Consider the following 18,156-nt stretch of genomic DNA (forward strand, 5'->3'; position numbering starts at 1 on the left):
CTTGTCTCGCGCTGTTCTCGCACGGATAAACGTTCAACCAAAGGGGCTCTCGGTCGGGCAAAGGGGTCTACTCGCATAGATGATCCCGGTGCTGTCATGCTCACGACCGCCCGGACTTCTGCCGGGCACCGCACCGGGAGACCCCCACATGTCCCGAATATCGCGCCCCCTGGTGACCACCCTCTCCTCCCTCGCCCTCGCCGCAGCGGGCCTCACCGTCACCACCGGCACCGCCCACGCCGCCAGTTGCAGCCAGGACTACCTCCCCCTGCCCGACCCGGTCTGTACGCCCGGGGACCTCAACCCCGACGTCACCCAGGACACCATCGACTCGACCATCTGCGTCTCCGGCTGGACCGCGACCGTACGGCCCCCCAGCTCCTACACCACCGCGCTGAAGAAGCGGCAGATCGCCGAGTACGGCTACTCCGACACCAACCTCTCCGACTACGAGGAGGACCACTTCGTCCCGCTCGAACTCGGCGGCGCCCCGAGGAGCGAGACGAACCTCTGGCCCGAGCCGCACTACGGCGACGAGACCTCCGCGAACAAGGACACCGTCGAGAACAAGCTGAAGAAGGCCGTGTGCGCCGGTGACGTCAGCCTCTCCGACGCGCAGAACGCCATCATGACCGACTGGACGACCGCCCTGTCCAGCCTCGGCCTGAGCTGAGCCCTCACTCCCCGCGGGGCCGGTGTCCTCTTCCCGGAGGTACCGGCCCTCCCGTCACATGGGGGCGACCCGCAGGAGCAGTACGGAGCGCCCCGGCACCGTGATCTCCGTGCCCGCCGGGTGGACCGTGCCCGGCGGCTCGGCCTGGTCCTCCCGGGAGGTGTCCACGATCACCTCGTACCGGTCCGCCCAGGGCCGGCCCGGCAGTGCGAAGACCGTCGGACCCTCGCCCGCGTGCAGGACCGCGAGGAAGCTGTCGTCCGCGACCGGTGCGCCCCGCTCGTCGCGGCCCGGGATGTCCCGGCCGGAGAGGTACATGCCGAGCGTGGCCGCGGGGGCGTACCAGTCGCCCTCGGTCATCTCCGTGCCCCGCGCGGTGAACCAGGCCAGGTCGCGCAGCCCGTCCGCCGAGTGGGCGCGACCGGAGAAGAAGGCGCGGCGGCGCAGCACCGGATGCCGGTGGCGCAGGGCGATCAGCCGGCAGGCCAGGTCGAACAGGGGTCGCCAGGCCGGGTCCTCCAGCAGGGACCAGTCCAGCCAGCTGATCTCGTTGTCCTGGCAGTAGGCGTTGTTGTTGCCGCGCTGGGTACGGCCGAGTTCGTCGCCGGCCACCAGCATGGGCACGCCCGTGGACAACAGGAGCGTCGTCAGCAGGTTCCTGAGCTGACGGCGGCGCAGGGCCCGTACCCGCTCGTCCTTCGTCTCGCCCTCGACCCCGCAGTTCCAGGAACGGTTGTCGTCGCTGCCGTCGCGGTTGTCCTCGCCGTTGGCCTCGTTGTGCTTGCGCTCGTACGACACCAGGTCGCGCAGGGTGAACCCGTCGTGCGCGGTGACGAAGTTGACCGAGGCGTACGGCCGCCGGCCGCCCCAGGCGTACAGATCGCTGGAGCCGGACAGGCGGTAGCCCATCTCGCGGACGTCCGGCAGGGCATGCCGCCAGAAGTCGCGGACGGCGCCGCGGTAGCGGTCGTTCCACTCCGTCCACAGCGGGGGGAAGGCGCCGACCTGGTAGCCGCCCGAGCCGATGTCCCACGGTTCGGCGATCAGCTTGACGCGCCTGAGGACCGGGTCCTGGGCGATCACCGCCAGGAACGGGGACAGCATGTCGACGTCGTGCATCGAGCGGGCCAGTGCCGCCGCGAGGTCGAAGCGGAAGCCGTCCACGCCCATCTCGGTCACCCAGTAGCGCAGCGAGTCGGTGATCAGACGCAGCACCTGGGGCTGGACGACATGCAGGGTGTTGCCGCAGCCGGTGTAGTCGGCGTACCGGCGGGCGTCGTCCTGGAGCCGGTAGTAGCCGCGGTTGTCGATGCCCTTCAGCGAGAGGGTCGGTCCCAACTCGCCCGCCTCGGCCGTGTGGTTGTAGACCACGTCGAGGATGACCTCGATGCCGGCCGCGTGCAGCGCGCGCACCATCCGCTTGAACTCGCCGACCTGCTGGCCCGTCGTACCGGAGGCCGCGTAGGCGGCGTGCGGGGCGAAGTAGCCGATGGAGTTGTAGCCCCAGTAGTTGCGCAGGCCCCGGCGCAGCAGATGGTCCTCGTGCGCGAACTGGTGGACGGGGAGCAGCTCGACGGCCGTGACGCCCAGTCTCACCAGGTGCTCGATCGCCGCCGGGTGCGCGAGGCCCGCGTAGGTGCCGCGCAGCTCCTGGGGGATGCCGGGGTGCAGCTTGGTGAAGCCGCGGACGTGCAGCTCGTAGATGACGGAGTCGGCCCACGGGGTCTTCGGCCGGCGGTCGTCCTCCCAGTCGTCGTCGTCGTCGACGACGACGCCCTTCGGCACGTACGGCGCCGAGTCCCGGTCGTCGCGCACGGTGTCCGCCACGCGCTGCTCGGGCCAGTCCCGGACGTGCCCGTACACCTCCGGCGGCAGGCCGAACTCGCCGTCGACGGCTCGCGCGTAGGGGTCCAGCAGCAGCTTGGCCGGGTTCCAGCGGGCGCCGGTCCACGGGTCCCAGCGGCCGTCCACCCGGTAGCCGTACCGCTGCCCCGGCATCACGCCCGGCACGAACCCGTGCCAGATCTCGTGCGTCAGTTCGGTCAGCCGGATCCGGGTCTCGCGGCCCCGCTCGTCGAACAGGCACACCCGCACCGCCTCGGCCCCGGCCGCCCACAGCGAGAAGTTGGTGCCCGCGACACCGTCCGGGCCCACCCGGAACCGGGCCCCCAGCGGCGTCGGAGCGCCCGGCCACACCACCGGGGCCGGCACTGCGGCGCGCCGGGCGCCGTTCACCCCGGCCGGCTGCTGCCCGGTCCCGGCGGCCGGCTCCCCGGCCGGTGCCCGCTGCTCGGCTGCGCTCGTCACCTGTCGGCCCCTCTTTCAGTGGCTCGCCCCGGGGCGGCGCGGCCGGCCGCACCGAGGAGCCGAGGCTGCCCCGCAGCATCCTCGGCCACCCGGTACGGCTGCGCCGCGACGGTCGGGGGCGCCCTCCGGATCGCGCTTGCACGTCCCTTTCAGCCGATCCGATCCAAGAGGGCGCCCCCTCCGGCGCGGGCGCGGCGGCTCCCCAGCGTGTCGTCCTTCCCTCTGTTCTGCCCAGTGCGTGCGTCGCACTCACGTTTCCCCGGAGCGGGCCCGGTCGTTGAGACCCGCGTGAGGCACGTACAAGGACGCGCGCGGCGCACGGGCGTCGCGCTGGCCGCCGTACTGACATCGGTGGCACTGCTGGCAGGTTGTTCCTTCGGGAGCTCCGGAGCGCTCGGGCTGGACGGAGCGCCCGGCAAGCCCCCGGCACCCGAGGACGTCATCCACGTCACCCCCGACGACGACAGCAAGGGCGTCCGTCCCGACCAGCCGCTGCGGGTCGAGGCGCCCGACGGGCGGCTGCAGAAGGTGACCGTCGTCAGGTCGCTGGACGCGCAGGACTCCCCGGTGCCCGGGCACATCGGCGCCGACGGCCGGACCTGGCAGCCGGACGGGGACCGGCTGGCGCTCGCCGCCAAGTACACCGTCGACGTCGTGGCGCAGGACGCGGACGGCCGCCGCTCGGCCCGGCACACCACCTTCGCCACGTTCGTCCCCGACCAGCGGTTCATCGGCTACGTCACCCCCGAGAACCGTGCCGTCGTCGGCACCGGCATGATCGTCTCGATCGACTTCAGCCGGGAGGTCACCGACCGGGCCGCGGTCGAACGCGCCGTCCGGGTCAGCGCGCGGCCCCCCGTCGAGATCCGCCCGCACTGGTTCGGCAACAGCCGTCTCGACTTCCGTCCCGAGCAGTACTGGAAGCCCGGCACCGAGGTCACCGTCGACCTGAACCTGCGGGACGTCCAAGGAGCGCCCGGCGTCTACGGGTTGCAGGACAAGACCTTCGCCTTCACCGTCGGCCGCAGCCAGGTCTCGCTGGTCGACGCGGCCAGGCACACCATGCAGGTGCGCCGGGACGGCCGGCTGCTGGCCACCGTGCCGATCACCGCGGGTGCCCCGCAGAACCCCACGTACAACGGCAAGATGGTGGTGATGGACATGCTGGACGTCACCCGTATGAACAGCCGCACGGTCGGCTTCGGCGGTGAGTACGACATCCCCGACGTCCCGCACGCCATGAGGCTCACCGACTCCGGCACCTTCGTGCACGGCAACTACTGGTCGCCGGGCGCCCCCGGGCGGATCAACGTCAGCCACGGCTGCGTGGGCCTCAGGGACGTCAAGGGCGGCAGTCCGGCCACCCCCGCCGGCTGGTTCTTCGACCGCAGTCTCGTCGGTGACGTCATCGAAGTGGTGGGCAGCACGGAGAAGACCGTCGCACCCGACAACGGCCTCGGCGGGTGGAACATGAGCTGGAATGAGTGGAAAGCGGGCAGCGCGGTGAAGTAACCAGGTGAGGGGCCGGGTTTCGGGCGGCGGTGCGGGCGGAAGTTGCGACGGAACGGTGACATTCGCCTGACACCCCGCTCAAAACCAGGCGGTTAATATGCGCGCACCAATGTGGTGGGGAGCGGGCCTGGGCCAGGCCCGGCGAGGGGAGACCAACTTGAATACTCGGCCTATATCGGGGGCGTCGGTGGCGGGGCCGGGGAGTGAGCCGCAGGGGCGCGCCGGAGGCGGGAGGCCGACCGCGCGGAGGCCCGAAGGGGTGAGCACGGTCGGCCTCCCGACACCGGCTGGAGCGCCCCGGAGGCGAACGACCGACAAGAAGGGGCGAGGCCGTGGGGGGCTGGCACTCATATCCGGTGCCCTGGTGCTCGCGCTCGCGGCGTGCGGCGGGGGCGGCGGCAAGGGTTCGGACGGCAAGGCCGACGACTCCAGCACCCAGCAGGGCAAGCAGCAGTCCACCGCCGCCGTCACCATATCGCCGAAGTCCGGTGCCACCGGCGTCGACACCAGCGGCGCGCTCAAGGTGACTGTCGCCAAGGGCAAGCTGACCGAGGTCACCGTCAAGGACGCCAAGGGCGCCACGGTCGCCGGCAGCGTCACCGGCGGGGGCGCGTCCTGGACGCCGTCGACCCATCTGGCCGCCTCCACCAAGTACACCGTGCACGCGGTCGCCAAGGACTCCGAGGGCCGCGAGGCCGCCGAGGACGCCACGTTCACCACCCTGACCCCGAAGAACACCTTCCTCGGCTACTTCACCCCCGAGGACGGCTCCACCGTCGGCGTCGGCATGCCGTTCTCCGTCAACTTCACCCGGGGCATCACGCACCCGCAGGCCGTCGAGAAGGCCATCAGGATCAGGACCGAGCCGGCCGTCGACGTCGAGGGCCACTGGTTCGGCAACGACCGCCTGGACTTCCGCCCCCAGCAGTACTGGAAGGAAGGCACCAAGGTCACCGTCGACTTCGACCTCGACGGGGTCGAGGGCCGCGCCGGCGTCTACGGCAAGCAGCACAAGACGATCAAGTTCACCATCGGCCGCAACCAGGTCTCCGTCGTGGACGCCAAGAAGCACACGATGAAGGTCACCCAGGACGGCAAGGTCATCAGGACCATCCCGGTCACCACCGGCAAGCCCGGCTACGACACCTGGAACGGCCAGATGGTCATCAGCGAGAAGCTGACGGTCACCCGCATGAATGGCGAGACGGTCGGCTACGGCGGCGAGTACGACATCAAGGACGTCCCGCACGCCATGCGCCTGACCACCTCCGGCACCTTCCTGCACGGCAACTACTGGGGCGGCGACGCCTTCGGCAACTACAACGCCAGCCACGGCTGCGTCGGCCTGCGCGACGTGCGCGGCGGCTACGACGGCTCCACCCCGGCGGCCTGGATGTTCGACCACTCGATCATCGGCGACGTGGTCATCGTGAAGAACGCCCACGACGGGACGGTGGACCCGGCGAACGGGCTCAACGGCTGGAACATGTCGTGGGCGGACTGGACGAAGTAGACCTTCACCGACGTACGGACCCGGTGCTGTGAGGTACGGCACCGGGTCCGTTGCCGTTAGTGCCCGTGCTGTGCCTGCCTGGGGGACAACCCCCAGACCCCCGGCCGAATGTGATCGACCGCACCGGACCGGTTGCCGTTAGTGCCCGTGCTGTGCCTGCCTGGGGGACAACCCCCAGACCCCCGGCCGAATGTGATCGACCGCACCGGACCGGTTGCCGTTAGTGCCCGTTAACCTGCCTCCATGACCGTGAATCTCGAAGTCGCCGAAGGCGTCGGAACCCTGCGTCTCGACCGTCCGCCGATGAACGCGCTGGACGTCGCCACCCAGGACCGGCTCAAGGAGCTCGCCGAGGAGGCCACGCGCCGCGACGACGTGCGCGCCGTGGTGATCTACGGCGGCGAGCGGGTGTTCGCGGCGGGCGCGGACATCAAGGAAATGCAGAACATGGACCACACCGCGATGGTCCTGCGCGCCCGCGCCCTGCAGGACTCCTTCACCGCCGTGGCCCGCATCCCCAAGCCCGTCGTCGCCGCCATCACCGGCTACGCCCTCGGCGGCGGCTGCGAACTCGCCCTGTGCGCCGACTACCGCATCGCCGCCGAGAACGCCAAGCTCGGCCAGCCCGAGATCCTGCTCGGCCTGATCCCGGGCGCCGGCGGCACCCAGCGGCTGCCCCGGCTGGTCGGACCGTCCAAGGCCAAGGACCTCATCTTCACGGGCCGTCAGGTCAAGGCCGACGAGGCCCTCGCGATCGGCCTGGTGGACCGGGTCGTCCCGGCCGCCGAGGTGTACGAGCAGGCGCACGCCTGGGCCGCGAAGCTCGCCCAGGGCCCGGCGATCGCCCTGCGCGCGGCGAAGGAGTCCGTCGACACCGGCCTGGAGACCGACATCGACACCGGCCTCGCCGTCGAACGGAACTGGTTCGCGGGCCTGTTCGCCACCGAGGACCGCGAGATCGGCATGCGCAGCTTCGTGGAGGAGGGCCCCGGCAAGGCCAAGTTCCGCTGAGCGTCAGCGGTGTGAACGTCCCCGTAACTCCTTTGGGGGCTCTTGCAATTGACGTGGCGTCTCATCCGGGTCCCTCGATGGGGCGGTTTATGGGAGCCTTAAGGCAACCTTAAGCCTGCCTCGTCGAGGGAGCCGGACGATTGCCCCAAAGTGAGCCGTCTTCGCAGGTCAACCGGGCTGTACCGGCGAGTGACATGTCGTTGGCATATGACAGCCGCTCGGCGGAGAACGGGGGCGTGCAAGGGGCGTATTCCGCCGGAACGACCCCCAAGACGGCTCCGGGCCGCCATCATGGGGGCATGGCGGGGCTGGAGGGCATCGAACAGCCGCGGGGACACAGCCGTGCGGCCGCGGCACGCTGGTCGCCCGCGGTCGAGGACGAACAGGCGCTCAAGGCGCTCGAACTGTTCGGCAACCCGACGGAGGCGGAGGTGCCGCTGCCGTCCCGCCCGGAGTCCGCGGCGACCGCCCGCCGGCTCGCCCAGGTCGTGGTGCTGCGCACCTGGCGGCTCACCCCCAAGCTGACCGAGGACGCCGTCTTACTCGTGTCCGAACTCGTCGGCAACGCCGTACGGCACACCGGCGCCCGGGTCTTCGGCCTGCGGATGCGCCGCCGCCCCGGCTGGATCCGGGTGGAGGTCCGCGACCCCTCGCGCGGCCTGCCCTGTCTGATGCCGGTCCAGGAGATGGACGTCAGCGGCCGGGGCCTCTTCCTCGTGGACAAGCTCTCCGACCGGTGGGGCGTGGACCTGCTGCCGAGGGGCAAGACGACCTGGTTCGAGATGCGGGTGGCCGACAGGTAGCGAGGGGATGCCATTCGCCCTACCGCGACCCGAAATAGTCCCCCTTTCGGGGCAATCGATGGTTTTCTTACCTGACGCCCCTTAAATGGTGCGGGTGACCACCACCAACCGACGCGGGGTGCTGCGCGCGGGCGCCGGGCTCGTCGCCGGCGGCGCGCTCGCCGCCGGTTGCGGCGCAGGCCAGGCCGCCCCGCCCCACGCCCCGGACTCCGCTTCCCCGTCCGGCACCTCCTCCGGCCACCGGGCGGCCCGTGCGCACCCGGCCCCCGCCCCCCGCGCCTACCCTCGCCAGCCCGCCCAGATCACCCACGGCCCGCGCACCCGCCCCCAGGTCGCCCTCACCTTCCACGGCCAGGGCGACCCCGGCCTCGCCCACTCCCTGCTCGACACGGCCGAGCAGCACGGCGCCCGGCTCACCGTGCTCGCCGTCGGTACCTGGCTGGACGAACACCCCGACATCGCCCGCCGGATCCTCGACGGCGGCCACGACCTCGGCAACCACACCCAACGGCACATCTCCATCAACGACATGGCCGAGACGGACGCCCGCAAGGAGATCACCGACTGCGCGGACCGGCTGAAGCGGCTCACCGGTTCCATCGGCACCTGGTTCCGCCCCTCCCGCTCGCCGACCGCCTCCCCACTGGTCGCCCGGCTCGCCCGCGCCGCCGGGTATCCGCATGTGCTGTCGTACGACGTCGACTCGCTCGACTACACCCGGCCTGGCGCCGCCGCCGTCACCCGCAAGGTTCTCGCCGAAGTGCGCAACGGGTCGGTGGTGAGTCTGCACTTCGGGTACCCGGACACGGTCGCCGCCCTGCCCGACCTCCTCCACGAACTCGACCGCCGCGCGCTGCGCGCGGTCACCACCACGGAGCTGCTGAGCTGATGCGAACCACCAAAGCCGCCCGGCTGCTGGCCACCGGTGCCGCCCTCACCGCCCTGACGCTGCTGTCCGCGTGCAGTTCGGAGTCACAGCACCACACGGACGACGCCTTGCTCAGCAAGGCCCCGGCCCAGCCCGGCAACGGCAGGCGGCAGATGAACATGCTGCCCGGGATGCCCCCGGTGCAGGACCCGAAGGACCTCTACTCCGCCGACCGCCCGAACCAACTCTCCCCGGTCGTCAGGGACTTCCCGTCCCGGGTGTACGTCCCCAACACCAACTCCGACACCGTCACCGTCATCGACCCGAAGACCTACAAGGTCATCGACACGATCCCGGTCGGCCAGCAGCCCCAGCACGTCGTGCCGTCCTGGGACCTGAAGACCCTCTGGGTCAACAACGACCTCGGCAACAGCCTCACCCCCATCGACCCGAAGACCGGCAAGGCCGGCAAGCCGGTCGCCGTGCACGACCCGTACAACCTGTACTTCACGCCCGACGGCAAGTACGCCGTCGTCATGGCCTCCAGAGACCGCCAGCTGGTCTTCCGCGACGCGCACACCATGAAGGTCGTCAAGGCCGTGCCGGTCAGCTGCTACGGCGTCAACCACGCCGACTTCTCCCCGGACGGCCGCTACTTCATCGTCTCCTGCGAGTTCAGCGGCGAGATCCTCAAGGTCGACACCGCGAAGATGAAGGTCGTCCGCCAGGAGCGGCTGCCGTACGAGGGCGCGATGCCGCAGGACGTCAAGATCTCCCCGGACGGCAAGCTGTTCTACATCGCCGACATGGTGGCGAACGGCCTGTGGATCCTCGACGGCGACAAGTTCACCAAGCCCCGCTTCCTCTACACCGGCAAGGGCGCCCACGGCCTCTACGTCAGCCGCGACTCCCGCGAGATGTACATCTCCAACCGCGGCGAGGGCACCATCTCCCTCTTCGACTTCACCAAGAAGCGGCTCACCAAGAAGTGGCATCTGCCCGGCGGCGGCAGCCCCGACATGGGCGGTGTCTCCGCCGACGGCAAGGTGCTGTGGCTGTCCGGGCGCTACAACGCCGAGGTGTACGCCATCGACACCCGGACCGGCAAGGAACTGGCCCGCATCAAGGTCGGCAGCGGCCCGCACGGCCTCGCCGTCTACCCGCAGCCGGGCCGCTACTCGCTCGGGCACACCGGCATCTTCCGCTGACCGTACGGCAGTTGGACACGCCGACGATCGGGTGATGATCCACGCGCGACACCCGTTCAACCGACATCGTGCTGCGCGTGATCATCACCCGTCTGCGGCGCCGCACCGCCGCCGCCGTCCTGTCCCTCGGTGCCGTCCTGGCCACCACGGCCGCCACCGCCCCCGCGCCCCCCGTCCCGGCACGGGCCGCGAAGGCCGCCCCCGCCTGTCCCCGGTTCGAGGACAAGCTCAAGGCCGCCGCCGACCGGAACGTGGACCTCGACCGGATCACCCCGGCACCGGCCTGGCGCACCACCTGCGGCACGCTCTACCGCAGCGACAGCCGCGGCCCGGCGACCGTCTTCGAGCAGGGCTTCCACCCCAAGGACGTGGTGAACGGCCAGTACGACATCGAGCAGTACGTCCTGGTCAACCAGCCGTCCCCGTACGTGTCGACGACGTACGACCACGACCTGTACAAAACCTGGTACAAGTCGGGTTACAACTACTACATCGACGCCCCGGGCGGCATCGACGTCAACAAGACCATCGGCGACACCCACAAGTGGGCCGAGCAGGTCGAGGTCGCCTTCCCCGGCGGCGTCGCCCGGCAGTACATCATCGGCGTCTGCCCGGTCGACAAGAGGACCAAGGTGGAGATCATGAGCGACTGCGACAGCAATCCGTACTACGAGCCCTGGCACTGACGGCCGGGGAGCGGGTCCGCGGATCCGCTCCTTGAGTCTCCACCCACTGGAAGGCCCAGACTCGCCGACATGACCGAAGACGGCACCGGACTTCTCACCATCGGCGAGCTGGCCCGGGCCACCGGGCTGACCGTGCGCACCATCCGCTACTGGTCCGACGAGGGCGTCCTCACCCCGGTGACCCGGTCCACCGGCGGCTACCGGCTCTACGACAGCGCCGCCGTGGCCCGCCTGGAGCTGATCCGCACCCTGCGCGAGCTGGGGCTCGGTCTGGACGACGTACGCAAGGTGCTGGCCGGGGAGCGCACGGTCGCCGAGGTCGCGGCCACCCACGTCGCCGCCCTGGACGCGCAGATCAGGTCGCTGAAGGTGACCCGCGCGGTGCTGTCGACGGTCGCCCGACGAGGCTCGACGGCACAGGAGACGACTCTCATGAACAAACTGGCGCGGCTGTCGGCCGCGGAGCGGCAGCGGATCGTGGACGACTTCGTGGAGGAGATCTTCCACGGGCTCGACACCGCCGACCCCTGGATCCGGGAGCGGACCCGGACCCTCGGCGTGGCGCTGCCGGACGACCCCACCCCGGCGCAGGTCGACGCCTGGGTGGAGCTGGCGGAACTGCTGCAGAACCCGGACTTCCGGGCCGCGATGCGCCGGATGATCGAGTTCAACGCTGCGGACCGCACCCCGGACACTCCGGCCGGTGCCTCGGCGATGTTCTTCAAGCGGCTGGTCGAGCTGGTCGGCGCCGCGCGGGAACGCGGAGTGACCCCGCGGTCACCCGAGGCGGACGCCGTCCTGACCGAACTGCTCGGCGCGGACGCCGACCGCGCGGCCGTGCTCCGCCGTATCGACCTGGGCAACGAGGTCGTCCGCTACCGGGAGTTGGCCGCCGTGATCAAGGGCGAGCAGGAGCCCCCGAGGTTCCAGGAGGAGTTCGGCTGGGTGGTCGCGGCACTGAAGGCCTGGCCGGGCCGTTAATCTGACCAGCGTCAGTACGCCAGCACGGCATGAGAAACACGACCAAAAGGGGCGGATCGGTGGCGGACATCGAGGAAGCACGCAAGCAGTTCCAGCGGATCGACGCGGACGGTGACGGATTCATCACCGCCGCCGAGTTCAAGTCCGCCCTGGCCCAGGAGGGTGACTGGAACGTCACGGAGACGGTCGCCGAGGCCATCATCAAGCAGCGGGACCTCAACGGCGACAAGGTCCTGTCGTTCGACGAGTTCTGGGCGTACCTGAACAAGTAGCGTTCCCCTCCTCGAAGGGGAGCGGTGCAGGACCTACACCGCTCCCCTTCGATACTGGCCCGGCGCCATGCCGTACTCCCGCTTGAAGGCCTTGGCGAAGGCGAACTCCGAGGTGTAGCCGGTGCGGTCGGCGATCTGACGCAGGGAGAGGTCGTCCGAGCGCAGCAGCCGGCCCGCCGTCGTCATCCGCCACCAGGTCAGATACGTCAGCGGCGGCTCACCCACCAGCGCCGTGAACCGGCGTGCGAACGCCGCGCGGGACAACCCGCCGGCGGCGCCGAGTTCCGCCACCGTCCACGCCCGGGCCGGCTCGGCATGGATTGCGCGGAGCGCCGCCGCGACCGCCGGATCGGCCAGCGCCGCCGACCAGCCCCGCGCCCGCCCCGCCGCGCGCTCGCCCTCCCACCAGGCCCGCAGGATGTACAGCAACAGCGTGTCCAGCAGCGAGGTGACGATCGCGTCCGTGCCCGGCCGCTGCTCCTCCAGCTCCATCCCGAGCAGCTCCACCGCGGCCCGCAGCGAGCGATGGCCGCCCACGGTGGCGGGCAGGTGCACGACCTCCGGCAGCTCGGCCAGCAGCCGGTGCGACCGGTCCCGGTCCAGCCGGTACGTCCCGCACAGGGTGACGGTGTCCGGGCAGCCCTCCCGCTCCTCTTTCGCCGGGGCCCCGCTCCAGGTGCCGTCGGGCAGCAGCCGTACCTCCTGCGTGGGCACACCCGGCGCGCTGACCAGGGCGTGCCCGAGGCCGTGCGCGAGGAAGACGACGTCCCCCGGGGCCAGTGCCACCGGCTCCCCGTCCTGCGGGATCAGCCAGGCCGAGCCGCGCAGCACCACATGGAACCCGGCCTCGTCGGAGTGCGCCCACCGCAGCCCCCAGGGCGCGTACTTGTACGTACGCGCGGAGTGCGGCCGGCCGACGCGCATGGCCGCGACGACATCGCTGAGCACGTCCATGTCCCCACCCTAGCCGCAGAGCCTCCGACGCGAAGACGGTCGGACATGAAATAGAGACCGGAGGACATGGAGCGTCTCGGAACCCGGACCTAACGTCGACGGCATGACAACTACCGCACGCACAGTGCTCTTTCACGAGGTCGGCGGCCCCGAGGTGTTCACGGTCGAGGAGGTCGGGCTGCCGGATCCCGGACCGGGCGAGGTGCTGGTGAGGGTCGAGGCCATCGGGCTGAACCGGGCCGAGGCAATGCTCCGCGCCGGCACCTACTGGTACCAGCCGACCCTGCCGGGCTCGCGCAACGGTTATGAGGCCGCCGGCGAGGTGGTGGCGGTCGGCGAGGGCGTGACGGCGTTCGCACCCGGCGACGCCGTCCTCAGCGCGGCCAACTTCAACCTCAGCTCCCACGGGGTCTACGGCGATCTGGTGCTGCTGCCCGAGACCTCGGTCCTGCCGCGCCCGGGCGGTGTCGACGCGGTCACCGCCGCCGCCGTCTGGCTCACCTACACCACGGCGTACGGCGCCCTGATCGAGCGGGCGCGGATGGCGGCAGGACACCACGTGCTGATCACCGCGGCGGCCAGCGGTGTCGGAACGGCCGCGATCCAGATCGCCCGGCGCACAGGAGCCGTTCCGATCGCGGCCACCCGAAGCGAGGCGAAGAGGCAGGCACTCCTCGAGGCGGGCGCGGAGCTGGTCGTCGTGGGCGACGAGGAGGACGTGATCAAGGAGACCGGGCGGCTGACCGAGGGCCGGGGCGCCGACATCGTGCTGGACGCGATCGGGGGCCCCGTCTTCCGCGAGCTGGGCCGGGCGGCCGCCGCCGACGCGCACATGGTCAGCTACGGCTGGCTGTCCGAGCGACCCATCGAGCTGCCCCGGAACTGGCCCGTCACGGTCCACGGCTACAGCAACCTCACCGTGACGGGCACCGCTGGCGGCCGCCGCCGCGCCGGCCACTACCTGGCCTCCGGCCTCACCGATGGCACGCTGCGCCCGGTGATCGCCGAGGTGTACGACGGCCTGGACCGCATCGGGGAGGGGCACCACCTGATGGAGTCGAACCGCCACACGGGCAAGATCGTGGTGCGGCCGTGACCACGTTCACCTGATCGGCGCGGCGACGGAATAGCCGCCGTAACCCGGAGGTTGTCGCACGACAGACGCATGCACACGCATGCAACGATCCCGGAGGGCTGTCATGAAGATCGGCATCATCGGCGCGGGCAACATCGGCGGCAACCTCACCCGGCGGCTCACCGCCCTCGGCCACGAGGTGTCCGTGGCCAACTCCCGCGGCCCCGAGACGCTCAAGGAACTGGCCGAGGAGACCGGAGCGACCGCGGTCCGGGCCGAGGACGCGGCCAAGGACGCCGAGGTGGTGGTCGTCACCGTCCCCCTCAAGGCGGTCCCGAACCTCCCCTCCGGCCTGCTGGACGGCGCCGCCGAGGGCGTGGCCGTGATCGACACCGGCAACTACTACCCGCGCGAGCGCGACGGCCGGATCGCCGGCATCGAGGACGAGGGCCGCACCGAGAGCCGCTGGACCGAGCACCACCTCGGCCACCCGGTGATCAAGGCCTTCAACGGCACCTACGCCCAGGACATCCTGGACCGCCCCCGCCCCGCCGGCGACCCCGAGCGCATCGCCCTGCCGGTGGCCGGCGACGACGCGGCGGCCAAGGCGAAGGTCCGCGCCCTGATCGACGAGCTCGGCTTCGACACGGTCGACGCGGGCGGCATCGACGACTCCTGGCGCCAGCAGCCCGGCACACCGGTCTACGGCCTGCGGGCGGGTGCGGAAGCCGTACAGAAGGCTCTCGCGGAGGCGACCGCCGAGCGGCCGGCCGGCTTCCGCGGCTGACGTCAACCGCCTTCCGCTCCCCGCGTACGGCCCGGTCTGTTCGAATTGCAATGCCTACGGCCTGGCCTGGTACGAGGGCCTCCGGGCCGAGTTTCGGACCTTCGATGTGCTGAGCCATTACCTCGCAGATCCGCCGGCCAAGTGTCTCCGGGCGCAGTGGTGACTGCTATGCGCCGTCGGCCCAGTCCTTGAGCGCTGCCTTGCTCGCGAAGGCGGCCACGTCCTTGTCGTGGGGCTCGCTCGTGTACTGGTGGAACAGCCACTTCGCCTTGATGCGGGGGTGGCCGGCGGTGACGTAGTCGGCGATCCAGAGGCCGTCGCCCGCGTAGGAGGTCGTGTCGACGCGCAACCAGAAGTCCCTGTTCGCATAGAGCACGACCCGGTGGTGTGGCCTCAGCTGCTTCACCTTCTTGATGAAGGCGTCCTTCTCCGCGTTGCTCGCGTGGGTGCCGTCGCCGGTGGTCTCCCAGTCGACGGCGAGGATGTCGCCCGCCCTGGACGGGGCGGCGGTCACGAAGTGCTCGGCCTGGGCGGTGAGGCTGCCCGGCCACAGGAAGTGGTAGAAGCCCACGACCAGGTCGGCGTCGCGGGCGGTCTTCGCCTGGGCCGTGGCGTGGGGGTTGACGTACGTACGGCCCTCCGTCGCCTTGATGAAGGCGAAGGAGAGGCCGCTCGTGTCGTACGAGGACGACTGATACGCGCTGACGTCGATGCCGCGGAGCATGTGGGGACTCCTAGATGTGCCGGTGGGGGGAAAGGAGTTGCTGGTTGAGTGATGCCCCACGATGGCACGCCCGATCCGTCCCGGACGATGGAACGTCAGCTCCGGGTGACCACCGAACTGAGGACCGAAGCGGACTTCGCCGACCAGTCGGAGGTGATGATGCTCGCGTGGTCCTTGGCCAGCAGGTCCAGCCGGGCGGCGACTTCGGCGTCCGTCGGGTCGGTGGAGGAGATGGCGGGGGAGACGTTGTAGGCGTCGGTCATGATCGAGATGTAGTGGTTCGTGGAGTAGAACGACGTGTCGTAGCCGTTGCTGACGTACGTCGCCGCGTCACCGTCGAAGAACACGAACCAGGGGCGGATCGAGGTGTCGGAGGTCCAGCGGGTCGCGCGCGGGTCACCGTTCGCCGCGCCCAGCACCGCGGGGAAGGCCTCGGCCTGCGAGATGTTCCCGGCCGTGTACAGGTCGCGCAGGTGGTCGCCGTACTCCTGGTCCGTCCAGTAGTGGTCGAAGGGGTTGTTCATCTCCACGGTGCCGGGGATCACCTCGAAGATGAACTTGCCCCTGAGCGAGTCGCGGCTGGGCCAGGCGTTGGCCCTGGCGGCCGCGTCCAGCGTGCTGTAGGTGCCGCCCAGCAGGTCGGCCGGCTTGTACACGCTGCTGCCGAGCTTCCGGTCGATCAGCGTGTCGAACTCGTCCGGACCGAGCCCGGCGTTGTTGTTGAAGCCGACCTTCATCTCGATCTTGAAGACGATCGGCGGGTGGTCGGGGTGGAGCTGGTTCCAGGCCGCGATGTTGTCCAGGCAGCTGCCGAAGTCCTGGTTGCGGTTCTTGCTGTACAGCTCGCTCGGGGTCTTCGCCGCCTCGCAGTTGTTGTCGTCGCCCAGCGGATTGCTGTGGCTGACCCGCCAGCGGTGACTGATGCTGTCCACGTACACGTCCAGCTCCAGCAGCGAGGCGCCGGAGTCCAGCGCCTGTGCGAAGTAGGTGTACTTGGCCTTGTCGTACGCGTTGTGCGTCCCGATCGCCGTCGCCTCGGAGAACTTCGGCGCCGCCGCGTGGGCGTTGGCCGGTCCCACCATCAGCAGAGCTCCGGCACCCACCAGCGCCGCCAGCCGTCTCACCGCACCCATTGCTCAACTCCCCTTCGCTGTCACCGAGTTGGCGGCAGCGTAGGAGCAAGCGGTTACTGCGCGGTAGCCCCCGGAGGAACATCAGCCACTCTCCGGCCGTCGCGCATGCCGTCATCGCTGGCGGCTAGATTGCTAGCATGCTAGCCTCGAAGCGTGGGTGATGAGGAAGTCAAGCAGTTCAACGTGTACCTGCCGATCGGACTGATCAAGCGGGTCAAGTACCGCGCCATCGAGTCGGGCATGTCCTTGTCGGCGCTGGTCGCAGAAGCGCTGCGCGCCTACCTCGACGACGCCCATGGGCAGGAACAGCAGTCGACCGAGAAGGAGAGCTGACATGGCGACCGAGGGCATCGAGGCCGTGTTCCTGGAGACGCACAACTGGGGCAGGGCGGCGAAGTTCTTCCAGGCGCTCGGTTACGACCTGGAGTTCGCGACCGACCACAACTCCGGCCAGTTCCGGTGCGGCGACGGGCCGTACGTGTTCATCGCCGAGGTCCCCGAGGACCGCGAGCCGCGGACGCAGATCGTGCTGAAGGTGCCGGACGCGGACGCGTTCCGCGCCGACCCCGCCGTCGAGGTGGTCACACCCTTCGAGGACACCCACTTCGGGACCCGGATGATGACGGTCCGCGACCCGGACGGGCGGCTGTGGAGCCTCCAGGCCCCCGCGGCGAAGTGACGGGGACGGGAAGCGGCGCCATGACCGACGAGCGAACCGGGACGCCGGACAACACCGCCGTGCGGTGCGCCCTGTGGCGGGCGATGCACGTCCAGGTCGATCCGCCGCCCCACGTCCTGGAGGACGAGATCGGGCTGCGGCTCGTGGACCCCGGCGACGGCTGGCGCGACCGCCCGGACATGGACCCGGAGGCCACTCGTGGCTTCCGGGCCGCCATGGTGGCCCGCGCGCGCTTCATCGAGGACCTGGTCGCCGAGCAGGCGGACCGGGGCGTCGACCAGTACGTCCTCCTCGGCGCCGGCCTCGACACCTTCGCCCAGCGCAGTCCGGAGACCGTGTCCCGGGTGCACGTCTTCGAGGTCGACCAGCCCGGCACGCAGAACTTCAAGCGCCGGCGCCTCGCCGAACTCGGCTATGGCATCCCCGACCGGCTGCACCTGGTGCCGGTCGACTTCGAGACGAGCGCCGGGACTTGGCCGGAGCAGCTCACCGCGGCCGGATTCGACCCCGGCCGCCCGGCGGTCGTCGCCTCCTCCGGCGTCACGATGTACCTCACCAAGGAGGCCACGGCGGCCACCCTGCGCCAGATCGCGGGGTTCGCCCCCGGCTCGACCCTCGCCATGACCTTCCTGCTGCCGGAGGACCTGGTGGACGAGCGCGACCGCGCCGGCCTCAAGGCGAGCGAGGCGGGCGCCCGGGCATCCGGCACGCCGTTCCTCAGCTTCTACACCCCGGACGAGATGCTGGACCTGGCCCGCGAGGCAGGCTTCGGAGAGGCCCACCACGTCCCGGGTGCCTCACACGCCCAGCGCTACTTCACCGCCCGCACCGACGGCCTGCGCCCGTCGACCGGGGAGGACCTGCTGCTGGCCCGGACCTGACGCCATCCGGGGCGGACCACTGGAATTCGTGGCGGGCAGAGCGCTGGAGAGGGGCAAGGCCGTTCTCCGCGGTGATGCCGTTCCGCTGC

General features: G+C 70.5%; 19 protein-coding genes. 15 read left to right on the forward strand and 4 right to left on the reverse strand.

The window, feature by feature from the left end; all coding sequences use genetic code 11:
- The first annotated feature begins 148 nt into the window (after positions 1–148).
- Positions 149–673 carry a hypothetical protein gene (locus ACWCQS_RS17285; protein WP_450980494.1) on the forward strand — a complete coding sequence of 175 codons (525 nt, stop codon included), beginning with the start codon at positions 149–151 and terminating at the stop codon, positions 671–673.
- Between the two features lie 54 nt (positions 674–727).
- On the opposite strand, the gene glgX is transcribed toward ACWCQS_RS17285, so the two are convergent.
- Positions 728–2,980, reverse strand: a complete 2,253-nt coding sequence (glgX, locus tag ACWCQS_RS17290; protein ID WP_451005194.1) for a glycogen debranching protein GlgX — start codon at positions 2,978–2,980, stop codon at positions 728–730.
- A 288-nt stretch (positions 2,981–3,268) separates the two neighbouring features.
- On the opposite strand from glgX, the gene ACWCQS_RS17295 reads away from it, so the two are divergent.
- From ACWCQS_RS17295 to ACWCQS_RS17335, 9 genes are all read left to right on the forward strand, one after another.
- Entirely contained in the window at positions 3,269–4,492 is a 1,224-nt protein-coding gene (locus tag ACWCQS_RS17295) for a L,D-transpeptidase (protein WP_451005195.1), read from the forward strand.
- 364 nt (positions 4,493–4,856) lie between these two features.
- Positions 4,857–6,005, forward strand: coding sequence for a L,D-transpeptidase (locus ACWCQS_RS17300; RefSeq protein WP_451005196.1), 1,149 nt, complete (start codon positions 4,857–4,859; stop codon positions 6,003–6,005).
- Between the two features lie 243 nt (positions 6,006–6,248).
- Positions 6,249–7,016, forward strand: coding sequence for an enoyl-CoA hydratase/isomerase family protein (locus ACWCQS_RS17305; protein WP_399178286.1), 768 nt, complete (start codon positions 6,249–6,251; stop codon positions 7,014–7,016).
- 299 nt (positions 7,017–7,315) lie between these two features.
- Positions 7,316–7,819, forward strand: coding sequence for an ATP-binding protein (locus ACWCQS_RS17310; protein WP_055710475.1), 504 nt, complete (start codon positions 7,316–7,318; stop codon positions 7,817–7,819).
- An 85-nt stretch (positions 7,820–7,904) separates the two neighbouring features.
- The gene (locus ACWCQS_RS17315) at positions 7,905–8,708 is read left to right on the forward strand and encodes a polysaccharide deacetylase family protein (protein ID WP_451005197.1); all 804 of its coding nucleotides are present in this window, start codon (positions 7,905–7,907) and stop codon (positions 8,706–8,708) included.
- Positions 8,708–9,895: a YVTN family beta-propeller repeat protein gene (locus ACWCQS_RS17320; RefSeq protein WP_451005198.1), complete on the forward strand. Its 1,188-nt coding sequence runs from the start codon at positions 8,708–8,710 to the stop codon at positions 9,893–9,895. The genes ACWCQS_RS17315 and ACWCQS_RS17320 overlap by 1 nt, the downstream gene beginning before the upstream one ends.
- A gap of 77 nt (positions 9,896–9,972) precedes the next feature.
- Complete coding sequence (locus ACWCQS_RS17325) at positions 9,973–10,581, forward strand: ADP-ribosyltransferase (RefSeq protein ID WP_451005199.1); 609 nt, start codon at positions 9,973–9,975, stop codon at positions 10,579–10,581.
- A 69-nt stretch (positions 10,582–10,650) separates the two neighbouring features.
- Positions 10,651–11,562: a helix-turn-helix domain-containing protein gene (locus ACWCQS_RS17330; protein WP_451005200.1), complete on the forward strand. Its 912-nt coding sequence runs from the start codon at positions 10,651–10,653 to the stop codon at positions 11,560–11,562.
- 59 nt (positions 11,563–11,621) lie between these two features.
- Complete coding sequence (locus ACWCQS_RS17335; RefSeq protein ID WP_388628471.1) at positions 11,622–11,834, forward strand: EF-hand domain-containing protein; 213 nt, start codon at positions 11,622–11,624, stop codon at positions 11,832–11,834.
- A gap of 33 nt (positions 11,835–11,867) precedes the next feature.
- On the opposite strand, the gene ACWCQS_RS17340 is transcribed toward ACWCQS_RS17335, so the two are convergent.
- The gene (locus ACWCQS_RS17340; protein WP_451005201.1) at positions 11,868–12,788 is read right to left on the reverse strand and encodes an AraC family transcriptional regulator; all 921 of its coding nucleotides are present in this window, start codon (positions 12,786–12,788) and stop codon (positions 11,868–11,870) included.
- A 103-nt stretch (positions 12,789–12,891) separates the two neighbouring features.
- On the opposite strand from ACWCQS_RS17340, the gene ACWCQS_RS17345 reads away from it, so the two are divergent.
- On the forward strand, positions 12,892–13,884 hold the full coding sequence (locus ACWCQS_RS17345; RefSeq protein WP_451005202.1) for a zinc-dependent alcohol dehydrogenase family protein: 993 nt from the start codon (positions 12,892–12,894) through the stop codon (positions 13,882–13,884).
- A 79-nt stretch (positions 13,885–13,963) separates the two neighbouring features.
- Entirely contained in the window at positions 13,964–14,650 is a 687-nt protein-coding gene (locus ACWCQS_RS17350; protein WP_451005203.1) for an NADPH-dependent F420 reductase, read from the forward strand.
- 166 nt (positions 14,651–14,816) lie between these two features.
- Here the strand turns inward: ACWCQS_RS17350 and ACWCQS_RS17355 are convergent, their stop codons facing one another.
- Together ACWCQS_RS17355 and ACWCQS_RS17360 are read right to left on the reverse strand one after the other, a co-directional pair.
- Entirely contained in the window at positions 14,817–15,374 is a 558-nt protein-coding gene (locus ACWCQS_RS17355) for a GH25 family lysozyme (RefSeq protein WP_451005204.1), read from the reverse strand.
- A gap of 95 nt (positions 15,375–15,469) precedes the next feature.
- Positions 15,470–16,507, reverse strand: a complete 1,038-nt coding sequence (locus tag ACWCQS_RS17360) for a phosphatidylinositol-specific phospholipase C domain-containing protein (RefSeq protein ID WP_451005205.1) — start codon at positions 16,505–16,507, stop codon at positions 15,470–15,472.
- A gap of 153 nt (positions 16,508–16,660) precedes the next feature.
- Between ACWCQS_RS17360 and ACWCQS_RS17365 the strand changes: the two genes are divergently transcribed.
- The 3 genes from ACWCQS_RS17365 to ACWCQS_RS17375 are packed head-to-tail and all read left to right on the forward strand — an operon-like array spanning position 16,661 to position 18,067.
- A complete protein-coding gene (locus ACWCQS_RS17365; protein WP_451005206.1) occupies positions 16,661–16,840 on the forward strand; it encodes a ribbon-helix-helix domain-containing protein in 180 nt (59 codons plus the stop codon).
- Between the two features lies 1 nt (position 16,841).
- A complete protein-coding gene (locus ACWCQS_RS17370) occupies positions 16,842–17,186 on the forward strand; it encodes a VOC family protein (protein WP_388628349.1) in 345 nt (114 codons plus the stop codon).
- 20 nt (positions 17,187–17,206) lie between these two features.
- A complete protein-coding gene (locus ACWCQS_RS17375) occupies positions 17,207–18,067 on the forward strand; it encodes a class I SAM-dependent methyltransferase (protein ID WP_451005207.1) in 861 nt (286 codons plus the stop codon).
- The last annotated feature ends 89 nt before the right edge of the window (positions 18,068–18,156 follow it).

This window comes from Streptomyces sp. NPDC002076 (assembly GCF_053593835.1).

What these genes read in the sequence shown, in the direction of transcription:
- ACWCQS_RS17285 (WP_450980494.1), top strand. Translation starts at nt 149, where the DNA reads ATGTCCCGAATATCGCGCCCCCTGGTGACCACCCTCTCCTCCCTCGCC.
- ACWCQS_RS17305 (WP_399178286.1), top strand. Translation starts at nt 6,249, where the DNA reads ATGACCGTGAATCTCGAAGTCGCCGAAGGCGTCGGAACCCTGCGTCTC.
- ACWCQS_RS17310 (WP_055710475.1), top strand. Translation starts at nt 7,316, where the DNA reads ATGGCGGGGCTGGAGGGCATCGAACAGCCGCGGGGACACAGCCGTGCG.
- ACWCQS_RS17315 (WP_451005197.1), top strand. Translation starts at nt 7,905, where the DNA reads ATGGTGCGGGTGACCACCACCAACCGACGCGGGGTGCTGCGCGCGGGC.
- ACWCQS_RS17320 (WP_451005198.1), top strand. Translation starts at nt 8,708, where the DNA reads ATGCGAACCACCAAAGCCGCCCGGCTGCTGGCCACCGGTGCCGCCCTC.
- ACWCQS_RS17330 (WP_451005200.1), top strand. Translation starts at nt 10,651, where the DNA reads ATGACCGAAGACGGCACCGGACTTCTCACCATCGGCGAGCTGGCCCGG.
- ACWCQS_RS17340 (WP_451005201.1), bottom strand. Translation starts at nt 12,788, where the DNA reads ATGGACGTGCTCAGCGATGTCGTCGCGGCCATGCGCGTCGGCCGGCCG.
- ACWCQS_RS17345 (WP_451005202.1), top strand. Translation starts at nt 12,892, where the DNA reads ATGACAACTACCGCACGCACAGTGCTCTTTCACGAGGTCGGCGGCCCC.
- ACWCQS_RS17350 (WP_451005203.1), top strand. Translation starts at nt 13,964, where the DNA reads ATGCAACGATCCCGGAGGGCTGTCATGAAGATCGGCATCATCGGCGCG.
- ACWCQS_RS17355 (WP_451005204.1), bottom strand. Translation starts at nt 15,374, where the DNA reads ATGCTCCGCGGCATCGACGTCAGCGCGTATCAGTCGTCCTCGTACGAC.
- ACWCQS_RS17360 (WP_451005205.1), bottom strand. Translation starts at nt 16,507, where the DNA reads ATGGGTGCGGTGAGACGGCTGGCGGCGCTGGTGGGTGCCGGAGCTCTG.
- ACWCQS_RS17370 (WP_388628349.1), top strand. Translation starts at nt 16,842, where the DNA reads ATGGCGACCGAGGGCATCGAGGCCGTGTTCCTGGAGACGCACAACTGG.
- ACWCQS_RS17375 (WP_451005207.1), top strand. Translation starts at nt 17,207, where the DNA reads ATGACCGACGAGCGAACCGGGACGCCGGACAACACCGCCGTGCGGTGC.